The organism is Shewanella sp. FJAT-51649 (genome assembly GCF_019457435.1).
GTDB classification, from domain to species: Bacteria; Pseudomonadota; Gammaproteobacteria; order Enterobacterales; family Shewanellaceae; genus Shewanella; species Shewanella mangrovisoli.
Window position 1 is genome coordinate 1,765,032 of sequence record NZ_CP080411.1, and the last position, 12,923, is coordinate 1,777,954.

At 47.9% G+C, this 12,923-nt stretch carries 7 protein-coding genes; 5 read left to right on the plus strand and 2 right to left on the minus strand.

Annotated features, from left to right (window positions below):
- The first annotated feature begins 80 nt into the window (after positions 1 to 80).
- The 3 genes from K0H59_RS08015 to K0H59_RS08025 all read left to right on the plus strand — a co-directional run bounded on the left by K0H59_RS08015 (position 81) and on the right by K0H59_RS08025 (position 4,918).
- Positions 81 to 2,564 carry a VolA/Pla-1 family phospholipase gene (locus tag K0H59_RS08015; RefSeq protein ID WP_220055188.1) on the plus strand — a complete coding sequence of 828 codons (2,484 nt, stop codon included), beginning with the start codon at positions 81 to 83 and terminating at the stop codon, positions 2,562 to 2,564.
- Between the two features lie 112 nt (positions 2,565 to 2,676).
- Positions 2,677 to 3,693, plus strand: coding sequence for a protease SohB (gene sohB / locus K0H59_RS08020; protein ID WP_109287437.1), 1,017 nt, complete (start codon positions 2,677 to 2,679; stop codon positions 3,691 to 3,693).
- Positions 3,694 to 3,886: 193 nt separating this feature from the next.
- Complete coding sequence (locus tag K0H59_RS08025) at positions 3,887 to 4,918, plus strand: AraC family transcriptional regulator (RefSeq protein ID WP_220055189.1); 1,032 nt, start codon at positions 3,887 to 3,889, stop codon at positions 4,916 to 4,918.
- 140 nt (positions 4,919 to 5,058) lie between these two features.
- Here the strand turns inward: K0H59_RS08025 and K0H59_RS08030 are convergent, their stop codons facing one another.
- Entirely contained in the window at positions 5,059 to 6,252 is a 1,194-nt protein-coding gene (locus K0H59_RS08030; protein WP_220055190.1) for an SO2930 family diheme c-type cytochrome, read from the minus strand.
- A gap of 138 nt (positions 6,253 to 6,390) precedes the next feature.
- On the minus strand, positions 6,391 to 9,126 hold the full coding sequence (locus K0H59_RS08035; protein WP_220055191.1) for an SO2930 family diheme c-type cytochrome: 2,736 nt from the start codon (positions 9,124 to 9,126) through the stop codon (positions 6,391 to 6,393).
- A gap of 439 nt (positions 9,127 to 9,565) precedes the next feature.
- Here K0H59_RS08035 and mprF point away from each other — a divergent pair, with 439 nt between their 5' ends.
- Positions 9,566 to 12,118 (plus strand): bifunctional lysylphosphatidylglycerol flippase/synthetase MprF, encoded by a 2,553-nt coding sequence (mprF, locus tag K0H59_RS08040; RefSeq protein WP_220055192.1) that lies wholly within the window; start codon positions 9,566 to 9,568, stop codon positions 12,116 to 12,118.
- 7 nt (positions 12,119 to 12,125) lie between these two features.
- The gene (locus K0H59_RS08045; protein ID WP_220055193.1) at positions 12,126 to 12,857 is read left to right on the plus strand and encodes a virulence factor; all 732 of its coding nucleotides are present in this window, start codon (positions 12,126 to 12,128) and stop codon (positions 12,855 to 12,857) included.
- The last annotated feature ends 66 nt before the right edge of the window (positions 12,858 to 12,923 follow it).

Below are 12,923 nucleotides of genomic sequence, written 5' to 3' on the forward strand. Positions count from 1 at the left end.
TATTAGTCATAGCTTTTGCGCTATTGTGACTAATTTCTTGGGGAAAACAAAACTATTACAACAAGATTTGGGGAAAAAAAATGAAAAGACTCATTTTGTGTGTTGCGATTGCATCAGCACTGGGCCTCACAGGATGTGGCGAGGACAGTTATAACGAACTCAAGGATAAGACAGAGCCGCTCATCCCTGAATCCCATATGGTGTTTGACCCCGCGAATGCTAAAGTGCCTTTGCCTAATGATTTGCTGTTCAGTGGCACCACGGATGGCACCTTATCAATCCCGGGTGAAAGTTCGGGGAACTATGTCGATCCACAAATTGCCCTTGGTGCCTTAGATGGATGGTCAACCACATCACCCATTTCAATCGATATCGATTTAGCAAAAGACCATGATGGTACCCAACTGACCCTGATGGCGGCATCGGTTGCTCAACCGGGCGCAGTGAGAATGTTTGAGGCCACTGTGGGTGGTCCGTTGTCATCGGATACTGAATGTACAACTAAACCGTCAGTATCTGCCTGTAAAGTCGGCGATGAATTGCAATTTGGGGTGGATTTCGTCTCAACGGCATCGGGTAACAAAGTCGTTATTGTGCCACTCAAACCGCTTAAAGCTGGCCAGTCTTATATTTATGCAACAACCAAGTTAATCCAAGATTCAGAGGGACGTGGCATTGCCCCTTCAACGACCTATGGTACGTTGAAGATGGATATCAACACCTTACCCTTAGAAACGCCTGACCAATTGATGCTACAAACCTTAGTCAACAGCTATGAGAAAGGGATTGCAGCGGCACACAATGTCGATACTTCAACCATTACCTATTCAGGCTTGTTTACCACTCAATCGGTTGCAAACGTCTATGAAACCACAAAACTCTTGATGGCACAGGGCGCACCTTATGCGCCAAGTTTTGCGCAAATGCCAACCCCTGCGGGTTACACTGTGGCGCAGGCTGCAGGCTTAACGCCAGCAGATGGCGCGGCGTATGTAGTATCGAACCTAGCCGACGTTTATACCGCTAAGATTAAATTGCCAATTTACGGTGACTGCTCTTCGGTCAGCTGCTTGTCATCGGCAGGTCAGCCGCTGATCAATGGCCGCTGGAAAGCCCAAGGTGATAGCCCAGTTTCGGTATTATTAGCGTTGCAAGCGGGTACCTTAAGTCAAACCAACTTTGGTATGCAGGCGGTGGCCAATGGGATTGCAAACCCTGCCGATGCGTTAGCGAATCCTTCTTTGATGGCGGGTAAAACCTGGTTGCTAGATGATGGAACGGCTGCGGATAAAACTAAGCATTTAACCAAATTTAACCCCATCCCTGCGATTAAAGGTTATGAAACGGTACCTGTACTGATTTCTATGCCAAATGCTGCCAAACTCGCGGCCTTCTATCAGCAACAAGGTTTAACCTTTACACCACCGACTTCTGGCTGGCCAACGACGATTGCACTGCATGGTTTAGGCGGCGGTAAGGAAATGTCATTAGCCTATGCGGGCAGCTATGCCGCCATGGGCGTGGCAACGGTGGCCATCGATATGCCTTTGCATGGTGCCCGCTCGTTTGATGCCAATGGGGATGGGATTTACGAAGTTTCGGCAACCGATCCTTCCTTTGGTAACGTGATTGGTACACCTGACGCCTTTAAAAATGGTAATCCACTCGTCTTCGTGAATATCTCAAGCACGCTGTCGGTGCGGGATAACTTCCGTCAGGCCACCATGGATCACCTTGGCGTGCGTTTAGCCTTAACGGGTTTAGCGCAGGGGCTTGCACAGGCTGGTCAACCACAAGTATTCGATATTTCCAAGATTAGCGCGCAGGGCTTAAGTTTAGGTGCGATTGTCGGCACTGACTTTGCGACTTATGCCAGCACGGGCATGAAAAATCCAAGCACGGGCGAAGCGCTACCTAACCCTTATGCCATCAATGCGGTCTCTCTGGCGGCGCCAGCGGGTGGCTTAGCGGGTGCGTTCGCTGGTTCTGCGACCTTTGGACCAGTACTGTTTAGCAATGTCACAGCCTCATCGACGTTCCAAGCATTAGTGGATAAAGCCAATACTGCGGGATACGAGCCTGGCAGCCCAGAATATGCGGCATTAGTACAAGGGGTTTACGCGCAGTTTATTCCAACCTTTGCCTTTGCGGTGCAAACGGCGGTGGATTCGGCGGATCCGGTTAACCATGCAGGCATGTTGAAAGCAACAGGATTACCCGTACATTTAATCGAAATTGCGGGTGATGGTAACGGCAACTTACCTGACCAGGTGTTACCAAATCGCGTCGATAACTTCCCACTCTCAGGCACTGAGCCGTTGATTTCGGCAATCGGTCTGCCTTGTGTGGATGCAACCACCAAAGGTTCTGGTGCGGTGCGTTTTGCTAAGGGTCACCATAGCTCGATTGTTGATCCAAGCGAGAAGAGTTCAACGGATGGTATGGCTGCTGCGGCAACGGTTGAGATGCAAACTCAAGTGGCGACCTATGCTTCTACCGCAGGTAAAGGTGAAGCGACTATTTTCGTCACTGATCCAAGCGTGATCGCGACCTGTTCTAACTAGTCGCGTGTAAAATCCTAAAAACCCAGCCTTTGCTGGGTTTTTTTATGGCGCTTTAGGCTGTTAGAATAGCGCGCACTAAACCGGATCACCTTAGGCCCCAACGGAGAGTACTTTGGAATTTCTATACGAATATGGCATGTTTTTAGCGAAAGCCGTGACGATTGTGGTTGCGCTTGTTGCTGTGATTATTGTGGTGCTCGCGTCCACGGTGAAGCACAAATCGGATAAAGGTGAACTGAGGATCACCAATCTTTCAGAAGAACTGGAAGAGCTTAAACACAGCTTGAAGGAAGAGCTGCTGTCGAAGAAGCAGTTTAAAGCCTACGAAAAACAGCTGAAAGCAGACGAAAAGGCGAAGGAAAAAGCGGCCGAAGAAGACAGCAAAGGCAAAGTTTTTGTTATTGATTTTAAAGGCAGTATTGATGCCGCCGAAGTGGCTTCTCTGCGGGAAGAAATCAGCGCGATTTTAACCATTGCCGAAAAGGGTGATGAAGTAGTGGTGAATGTCGAAAGTGGCGGAGGCATGGTGCATGGCTACGGTTTAGCCTCTAGCCAGCTTGACCGCCTACGTCAGGCAGAGATCCCATTAACGATTTGCGTGGATAAGGTCGCCGCCAGCGGTGGTTACATGATGGCCTGTGTGGCAAACAAAGTGTATGCCGCGCCATTCGCCATCGTAGGCTCAATCGGTGTCGTTGCCCAGTTGCCTAACTTCAACCGTTTATTGAAGAAACATGAAATCGACTACGAGCAACACACGGCTGGTGATTTTAAGCGCACCTTAACCGTTTTTGGCGAAAATACTGACGAAGGCAGACAGAAGTTCCAACAGGAGCTGGAAGAAACCCACGTATTGTTTAAAGCTTTCGTGAGCAAGTATCGTCCTCAGCTCGATTTGGCAAAGGTGGCCACGGGCGAACATTGGTATGGTCAACAGGCGATTGAATTAGGCCTTATCGATGCGATTTCAACCAGTGATGATGTATTAATGCAGTTAGCTGGCGAACGTACCGTCTACAAGTTGCGCTACCAAGTCCGTAAGAAACTGGCAGATAAAATCGCCCATGGTGCGTCTTTATCGGTCAATGCGATTTTTAATCGATTAGTTGAGAAAAATCGTCCCATGTAAGCCGACGAGCTGACTCAATCCTGATGAAAACGCCTGCGAATATGCAGGCGTTTTTGTTTTGTCCGAGCGCGAAGTAAAATAATACATTTTTTTAACATTAAGTTTGGTTTAAGACTATTCAAAATAAGCGAGATCTTATACAACTAATCACCTAGGGAATTAAAAGCTGAACAAATCATATTAAGGATTTTCCATGTTACAGCGCGTCGACTACAAGACGAACCTGATGGTGGGTGATCAAACCTATCCCGCATTTGAACTACGTAATATTCTCGATTTTATTGCCTCGCAGCTAGGCGAAAAAGCCTTACAGCAAGTTTGTGAACATATCGGTGTTGGCCAAGCAGAGCTCAATCATTGCCAGTTTGTGTTTGTGTGGCAGGTGGAATATGCAATGGAGTTTTTACGCTTGCAGGGCGGCGACCCCGATATCGGCACTAAATTAGGCCTGAGCTATCGGGTGAGTAGTTTAGATGTGCTCTTGCCCCATCTCGCACAGCTAACGTCTTTACAGGCTTGCCTGCAGTTTGTGGTCAATCATCCCCAACTGGTTGGCAGTTTTACCGATACCTTAGTGCGCCTCGAGGAAGACTGTGTTTGCATTCGTTGGCTCAATACTGGCCGTATCGACCAAGCACAATATGGATTTCAATTTCTGCACAGCATAGGTTCGCTGTTAGGGCTTGCCAGAGAGCTCACGGGGGAGGCGATAACGCTTAGGCAAATCCATTTGGCGGAACCTGTCCGTGACAGCTATTTTTTAAATGAAGCCACCGGTGCTCAAGTGCAGTTTAATTGCGAATATTACGAATGGAGCATTTCCCTTAACCATCTTGCGCTTGCTATGCAGTATCCTTTCCCTGCCTACGCCGAAAAGGTCACTGCTGTCTCGACCACATCCTTTATCGAAACCGTGCTGGCGGCAATCAACGAACATTTTCCCCAAGTGCTCCATTTAGATGATATGGCGACGCAACTGCATATGAGCGATCGCAGTTTTCGGCGCAAGCTGGCACAGCTTGGTTCGAGTTATCAACGTTTAGTCGATCAGGTGCGTTGCCAAAGGGCGGTCGAGTTGATTTTAGCAAGCGAATTGGATATTGAGGCGATTGCCGAGACCCTAGGCTACAGCGATGTTAGCCATTTTCGTCAATCCTTTAAGCATTGGATTGGCCATCCGCCTGGATATTTTAGCCGGCTAAATGGTGGTGAAAGGGCTAACTAAATAAGGCGATTGACTGAACTTTGCCCTTGAAGCCGCAGTTTTGCCGTTAAAACCATCGTTAAATCATTTGGCGGTTGGTTGGAGATACAGTCATATTGCCTGCATCTCCTTCCTAGTGTTGATAACCGCTAGCCATCCATCTAAGTACAATTCCCTAAACTCGGTGCCAGTGAATCTATCCATAGACGAATTAATTCCACGCCTTCTTGGTGCTCAAGGTTGCGACCGATGGGCGGCATGCGATCTTTAGGTTCTGACAGCGTTTGGCGATAGAGCAGAATCGAGTGGTCAGCATTGCCGGGGACGATATCGTAATCGAGTCCTTTGGCGCCGCCATCCCAGCCGGGTGGTTGTTTGCAAATGCCATATTGATAGCTGGTATGGTCGATATAAAACCCAAGGCGTAAGCCGGAGATGCTGGCATAGCCTTTGGCGCTGTGGCAATGGGCGCAGTTAACATCTAAATAGCCCTTAGCACGGCTGGTTAAATCGGCTTGGAGGTTGTCTATGGCATAGGTTTTAGCGACTTGGCTTAACTCGGGTAACAGCTCAAGCTTGCCTTGTTTAGCCCACAGGCTGAGTTGATTCACGCTTTGCCCTTGGTCGATGATATCGCGATTCAAGAGATGGGCTTTAAGGCCAATCGGAATGATTTGACTAGTGTTATCTTGATTGATTTGGTGGCAAATTTTGCACTCGGCGCGGCTTGGTATGTTGTAATCGAAGCTTTGGCTTTGGCCCTGATTAATCAGGGTATGGTGCACGCTTGCGCCCGCGGTTAGCAGCTTTGCTTCACCTTGTTGCCATTGATAAACCAGACTCGTCCAGCCTTGGGAGCGTTTTATCAATAGCCGCGTTTCAATAAGGGTTTCGTTGGCTATGCCTGTGATAGCTGTATCCTGAGGCAGAGCAAAGGTTTTGACTAGCACGGCGCCAGTTGGAAACTCGAATGCCTCCTGTGCTTGGTATTGCATGCTGCTGCCTGCGGGTAAATAGATAAAACGGTATTTGCTGGCATAGTTAGAAAACAGCTGTGTGGCGAGCTGATAGCCAAATCCCGGTGCTTGCGGCTGCGCGGTAGGGTTTGCGGGGTCGATAAAGAGCCCGTATTGGCTTAACTCTGGGCAGTCCTCTGCCATTAAGGCGGACCAGTTAACTTGCCCTGTGGTATTCACGCACAGACTGGTGGGCGTTGTCGGTACAGTCGGCACTGTAGGAGTCGTCGGCGGAGTCGGCGTTTGGCCATTATCGCTGCTTTGGCTGTCACCGCCGCCACAGGCTGTTACTAGAATCGTTAAGCTGAAGATTGCGATAAGTGTTAGGCGGTTTTTCATTGGATTATCCGCTCTTTAAGCTGTTGCTTGCAATAAGAAGGCCTAAATCGGCCTTCTCTGTCAGGGTGTCGCTCAGTCTTGGAGTAGTAAGCAAGTGGGTGATTGCAAGCCTGCTTTCACCCACTGTTACCGATAACGCTAGTGCGAACAGCTTGCCGCAGGCAGGCGTTTAATCCATTCGCTGATCAGCGCCACGCCTTCATCATGGGATAGGCTGCGACCGATTTCAGGCATACGATCGCCCGGGGTCGTACTTTGCATTCTAAAGTGCATGATGGACTCAGCGGCATTGCCAGGCACTACGTCGAAACCTAAGTTTCCACCGCCATAGGCGACCGGCGATTTACAGGTACCGTGGGAGAAACCCGCATCATCGCTGTAGCCACGCCAGTATTCGAGTTTAAGGCCTGTGTTAGAGGCGTTGCCCTCGGGTCTATGGCAATGGGCACAGTTGATGTCGAGATAACCTTTTGCCGTTTGCATTAATGCGGTATCGCTTAAGCTTGCGACTGTGGCTTCGTCACCATCGTGGTAGGCGGGCACTTGTGGTACTTGGCTCAGATTTGGCAATCCCTGCAAAATACCTAGGCTTTCCCATTTCAGCAGTTGGTTCATGGTGCCATCTTGATAGCTGTAATTGCGGTTTAAATGGCGCGCCTTAGGACCAATAGGCACAAACACGGCGTTGCTGTTGTCATCGGCCTTAAACTGGTGACACTGCTTACATTGGTTCATGCTCGGGACCATGTAATTAAAGGTGAGGCTTTCTCCTTTATGGCTTAAGGTTTGACTGCTAATCGCACCGGCTTTCGCCAGCGTCGCATCTGTCTTATCGGCATTCCACACATAGGGCAGGGCGCTCCAACCAGTTGGACGATGGATCAGCAAACGGGTTTCAATCAAACTCTCGTTACTGATCCCGCGCTTACTGGTGTCGCTTGGCAAGGCAAAGGATTTGACGATGACGCTACCCACTGGGAAATCAAACGCTTCGTTTTCGGAGTAACTGGCTTTTTGTCCCGAAGGCAAATACACAAAGCGGTATTTACTGGCGTAGTCGGTAAAGAGCTGAGTGTTAAGATCGTAAGGGACACCGCCCGAATTAGGCCCTGCCGTGGGGTTTTTGGCATCGCTAAACAGGTTGTAATCCGACAGTTTAGGGCAGTTTGCTTTTAGCAGTGCATCCCAACTGACGTTTGAACCCGTCGCCTGACAAAGACTTTGGTCACCATCACCCACTAAACCGCCTTCGCCTTCACCTATAGTGCCACCACCGCCAACGAGCACGCCGCCATCACAGCCTGCGGTATTATCGTCAACACCGCAGCCAAACACTTGGCCCGCGAAGGTGACTGTGTGTACGGGTAGGCTCACTTGGGTACATTTCAGCAGGTTGTTCTGAGTCTTCTCGTATTGCACATCGGCGATGCTGATGTCGGTGTTGCTGTTGGCATAGAGTCTGCCGTAGGACACATCACCGTTATCACTGGCGCAGACGTTATCGCTGCCATCTGCGGCAAAGGGCGCCTCTTTCAAACCTAGGTAAGCGGCGGTGCCGTTATTGGCAAGCATTTCCCCTAAGCCGTCGTAGAGTACGCCGGGCAAGGTACCATGACTGATAACGTAAGCACGGATAATATCTTGAATTAAGTAACCTTTAGGCTTGCTGCCATAGTCGGTGATCACGTTGTCGTGCAAGTAAATATTGCGTGGCACTGGGCGCCAACCGTCTTCAATGGCTTGACCTGGTTGACCATAGTTGCCGACAAAGGAGGTCATATCGGGTTCTGCAATAAAGAAGCTACTGACAGTCACCCCTAAGGTATCGTGGTGGGTAATTTCGTTATTGAAGATTTCCACATCGGCGGTAGACAGCACAATCACCCCTGTCCCCGGCGGCACTATGTGCACCCCAGCTGGGTTGGCCGAGGCGTTGGCGAAGTTAGGCGTGTTGTTGTCATACACTTTGTTGTTGAAAATCCGCACGCTAGAGCCGTATCTGTGGTTGTTGATCGGCAAATCGAACACTAAAATCCCACCGGTGTTACCCATGGCTTCGTTGTCATACACATCGGCATATTTAGAGTTTTCGACCTCAATCCCCGCTACGTTTTCCTTGGCGATATTGCGGCGCACCACAATATATTGGGATTGGCCCACATAAATGCCCGCATCGGCACTGCCTCGGACATAGCTGTCTTCAATCAAAATGTTTTCACACTCAACGGGATACAGACCATAGGCGCCGTTATCTTTGTCGAGCTCACCTTCCCACACCGCCCCCACGCGGCGCAGTATGATGCCATTGGTATTTTTAAGCTTGATGCCATTGTTTTTGGCCTCATTGACCGACAGATCTTGAATGGTAATGTTCAGCGCATTCTGAACGAAAATCCCATCTCCCGAGTTAGCTTGAGAGAAATTAAGCACAGTGTCCTTCATCCCGTAGCCCATGATAGTGACGTTTTTGGCATAGCTGCCATCCCCATCCACGTCACCATCAAACAGCAAGGTCGAGTCGATATTAAAGGTGCCCTTTGGTAGCACAATCACAGCACCACTTTGCGCGTTGATTAAGGCTTCTTGAATACGAGTGGTGAGATTATCCCCCGCCGGGATTTTGATGGCGCCTTCGGGGAAGGTGGGACCTGTTTCAGGGGGCTGAACCACGGGCGGTGTCACTACCTCTGGGGCTGGGTCATCGTCAGAAAAACAACCCGTGAGATTAAAAGCCATCAGTAGGGCGACCCCAGTTGGCATCAGCCAATTCGCCTTAGCTTGAGTTTTATTCCCGTGGGAGTTGATTGGCCAAAGGTGGAGTGATGTCGCCTTAACGCCCTTCTTCGCCAGCGGGTGTGTCGTCTTGTTGAACATAGGTGCTCCTGCTTTTTGTTATTATTTCGTTAACAGAATGCGCTAGGGGCAGCAAAAGGCAATGTGAAATATGGCCAAAATGGTGCAAGTCATCGCGGCGGTAAGGGGAGATAGTTTTAAGAGACTCGATTTAAGCTCAACATTCTCAACCCAAAATATGGGTGAGTCGTTGGGGCTTTACTGAATACCTTTACTGGTGTTTGTATGTTCAGATAAGGCGGTTGGATATTATTAATGCAAATTAAAACATACTTGTTACAAGATGAATAAAACATCATCTAGTTAACGTTTAATTTGATTGCCACTCAAAAATCACTATGTTAAAAATCTTTCGCTAAAACAGCACTTAATAATAAATTAAAGTTAATTCAGATTTAATGCCTTATCCATAATAGCCATTAACCTTGATTTGCCCCTTAAACAATATGTGGAGATGAAAATGGGGAGACGTATTCGGGTGATTATTAGCTTATTAATATTCACAGTCTCGTTATTGCTTTTGTATAACCTTGAGCAGGATTATCAATTAAATGATATTTTGGCTGAGGTTAAATTATTTTCATTTTCACAGCTTGCGCTTGCCATTGCATTGACAGTGACAAGCTACTTAATCTTAACCTTGTATGATTATCTTGCGATTAAGCAACTTGGCTCATCATTAAGCTATCAAAAAGTCGCTCCCGTTTCATTTTTAGCCTTTACCTTTTCCAATACCATAGGATTTTCATTACTCACAGGCACTTCGATACGCTATAAGTTTTATTCAGAGTTAGGGCTAAGCGGTAATCAGATTACTCAAATAGTGCTTGCCTGCTCGGTGACTTTTTTCCTCGGGTTATTCTTTATTTGTGGTATCGCGCTGATTAACTTCCCAGCGCAGCAATTGGCTGATTTGCCGTTGCCAACGTGGTTGTTTTCCTTAAGTCGCGTGTTTGGCGTTCTGATGCTGCTCGGCGTAGTAGGGTATTTTCTGTTTAGTCTGTGGCGTAAAAAACCGATTTATTTTCGAGGGTTTGAGTTTGCGCCTCCCGTACTGACTCAGTCGTTGAAGCAGTTTGTGGTCTCGACACTCGATTGGTTAGTGGTGGGAACATTATTCTATTCCCTGCTGCCTGCGGTGGATGGGTTAAGTTACCTTCAAGTGCTCAGTATTTTCTTTGTGGCGAATGCCATCGGGGTGCTTGCCCATGTGCCTGGGGGGATTGGTGTTTTTGAATCTGTAGTCACAGTGACCTTATCCCAGTATTTACCCGTTGAGCAAATACTGGGCTCTGTCATTGTGTATCGCGTCATTTATTATATTGTGCCTTTTATGCTTGCCCTGATTTATTTTGTGGTGGGCTTGGCATTCAATAATAAGGATAAATTATCTAAGATAAATATTGATTTACATATTGTCAGGCAGTTATTGCCGTCACTATTAAGCATTAGTGTGTTTTCCGTTGGTTTAGTTTTATTGCTGTCAGTGGTTAACCCTTCCATTATGCACAAATATCATTGGCTAGGGGAGATAGTGCCGCTGCCGATAGTCGAATTGTCGAGCTTAATATTGAGTGCCAGTGGTATTTTGCTACTGTTATTATCCCATGGCTTGTTTAAGCGTTATCAAAAAGCCTTTGTACTCACCCAAAAGTTGTTATTAGTAGCCATTGTTTTTATTGTGCTTAAGGGCGCTGAGTGGCAGATTTCCCTGGCGCTCGGTCTTATCTATTTATTAATGCTGCCCTGTGAACAGGTGTTTTATCGCCAAGGTTCGATTGTGGGCGTTAAATATTCCTTCGGCTGGTTATTGTCCCTCGCCGCAGCATTGTTTTTAATGGTGTGGGTGTTGTTTTTTGCCTACCAAGATGTGGATTATGACCATTCTCTTTGGTTAACCTTCTCGCAGGATAGCCATGTGTCCCGTGCGTTACGGGGTGGTGCGATAGCCTTAGTAATTCTGCTCGGTTTTGCCATTCGCTATGTGCTCGCGGTGCGAAAACCCCATACCAGTCGCCTAGATAGCTCGGCCTTGTACTGCGCCATGGAGATTGTTGCCGATGCGCCGAGTAGCCATGGTTATCTCGCCTTAGTACAAGATAAATCGCTGTTATTTAATGAAGATAAAGATGCCTTCTTAATGTATGCCCGCGCCGGACATTGCTGGGTGGTGATGGGCGATCCTATCGGTGATCCAGATAAATTTGATGATCTCCTGTGGCAGTTTCGCGAGCTGTGTGATGCCTACGATGGCTGGCCAGTGTTTTATCAAGTGACGCAAAAGTATTTACCCCACTTTTTAGAGCAAGGGTTGAGCCTGTATAAACTCGGCGAAGAGGCCATAGTGTCCTTGGCGGAATTTGAGTTGCAGTCGAGTCAGTATCGCAGTTTGCGACAGAGCCATGCCAAGGCATTAAGGGAAGGCTTGAGCTTTAAGCTTGTCGATGCCAGTGAGGTGCAGAGTCTATTGCCAACATTAGAGGCTATTTCAAGCTGTTGGCTTAAGGCCAAACAGGGGCGAGAGAAGGGGTTTTCGGTTGGTTATTTCTCCGCCGCTTACCTGTGCGCCACGCCAATGGCCTTAGTGTATTTGAACGGCGAGCTGGTGGCTTTTTCAAATGTGTGGGCCAGTGGCGCCAAAATGGAGTTTTCCGTTGATTTGATGCGTTATCTGCCGAATTTATCGGGCAGCAACATTATGGACTTTTTGTTTACAGAGCTATTGCTTTGGGGCAAACAGCAAGGATATCAGCAGTTTAATCTTGGCATGGCGCCCATGTCAGGATTAACCGATAGAGCCTTGGTGCCGTTTTGGACCAAGCTTGCCAAAACGGTTTATAAGAAGGGGAATAAATTTTACAACTTTCAGGGGCTTAGGAGGTATAAGGATAAGTTTAATCCAAGATGGGAAGCTAAGTATTTGATTTGTTATGGCGGGCTCTCTTTACCCGTAGTGCTGGGGAGTTTAGTGACCTTAACGAGTCGTGGTGCAACTGGCGTATTTAAAAAGTAGGTGCGAGATGACGAAATCCTTAATCAAGATACTGAGCGTTTTACTTTTATGTTCAACTACTAACGCCTTTGCCGATGAGTTTGCCGATAATCTGGGGTTGACCCTGTTGCCTGTCGAACCATCAACTCAGGTAAACGCTGCGCCATCCCATAGCAAACCACCGCTGGTGATTTTTTTGAGTGGTGATGGCGGTTGGGCGACGCTTGATAAAGCCGTTGGGGGCATCTTACAGCAGCAGGGATGGCCTGTGGTCGGCTGGAGCTCGCTGAAATACTATTGGAAACAAAAAGATCCTAAAGATGTCACCCAAGATACCTTAGCCATTATCGACAAGTATCAGGCGGAATTTGGCACGCAAAAAGTGATTTTGATTGGTTATTCCTTTGGGGCGGAAGTCATCCCCTTTGTGCTAAACGAGATGCCCGCGCAGTATCGGAAAAATATCTTGGGGGCTGTGCTGCTCTCTCCTTCACAATCCTCTGATTTTGAAATCCATGTGAGCGAGATGGTCACCTCGGATAATCAATCGGCCCGTTACTTAACCTTGCCCGAAGTGAACAAACAAACCTCTGTACCTATGCTTTGCCTCTACGGTAAAGAGGACGATGCGCCGCTGCATTTATGCCCAGAGGTCAAGCAGCCCAATGTCACTGTGATGGAGTTAAGCGGTGGCCACAGTTTTGACGATGACTACGATAAAGTAGTCAAGTTGATAAAAGGTTGGTTGAAGCCAAATTAGCGCGCTTTAGCGCATGGCATCCTATGATCCTAATACTTTGGAATAAAAGATAAAAAGGGCGCTGAT

What these genes read in the sequence shown, in the direction of transcription:
- K0H59_RS08030 (WP_220055190.1), bottom strand. Translation starts at nt 6,252, where the DNA reads ATGAAAAACCGCCTAACACTTATCGCAATCTTCAGCTTAACGATTCTA.
- K0H59_RS08025 (WP_220055189.1), top strand. Translation starts at nt 3,887, where the DNA reads ATGTTACAGCGCGTCGACTACAAGACGAACCTGATGGTGGGTGATCAA.
- K0H59_RS08035 (WP_220055191.1), bottom strand. Translation starts at nt 9,126, where the DNA reads ATGTTCAACAAGACGACACACCCGCTGGCGAAGAAGGGCGTTAAGGCG.
- mprF (WP_220055192.1), top strand. Translation starts at nt 9,566, where the DNA reads ATGGGGAGACGTATTCGGGTGATTATTAGCTTATTAATATTCACAGTC.
- K0H59_RS08015 (WP_220055188.1), top strand. Translation starts at nt 81, where the DNA reads ATGAAAAGACTCATTTTGTGTGTTGCGATTGCATCAGCACTGGGCCTC.
- K0H59_RS08045 (WP_220055193.1), top strand. Translation starts at nt 12,126, where the DNA reads ATGACGAAATCCTTAATCAAGATACTGAGCGTTTTACTTTTATGTTCA.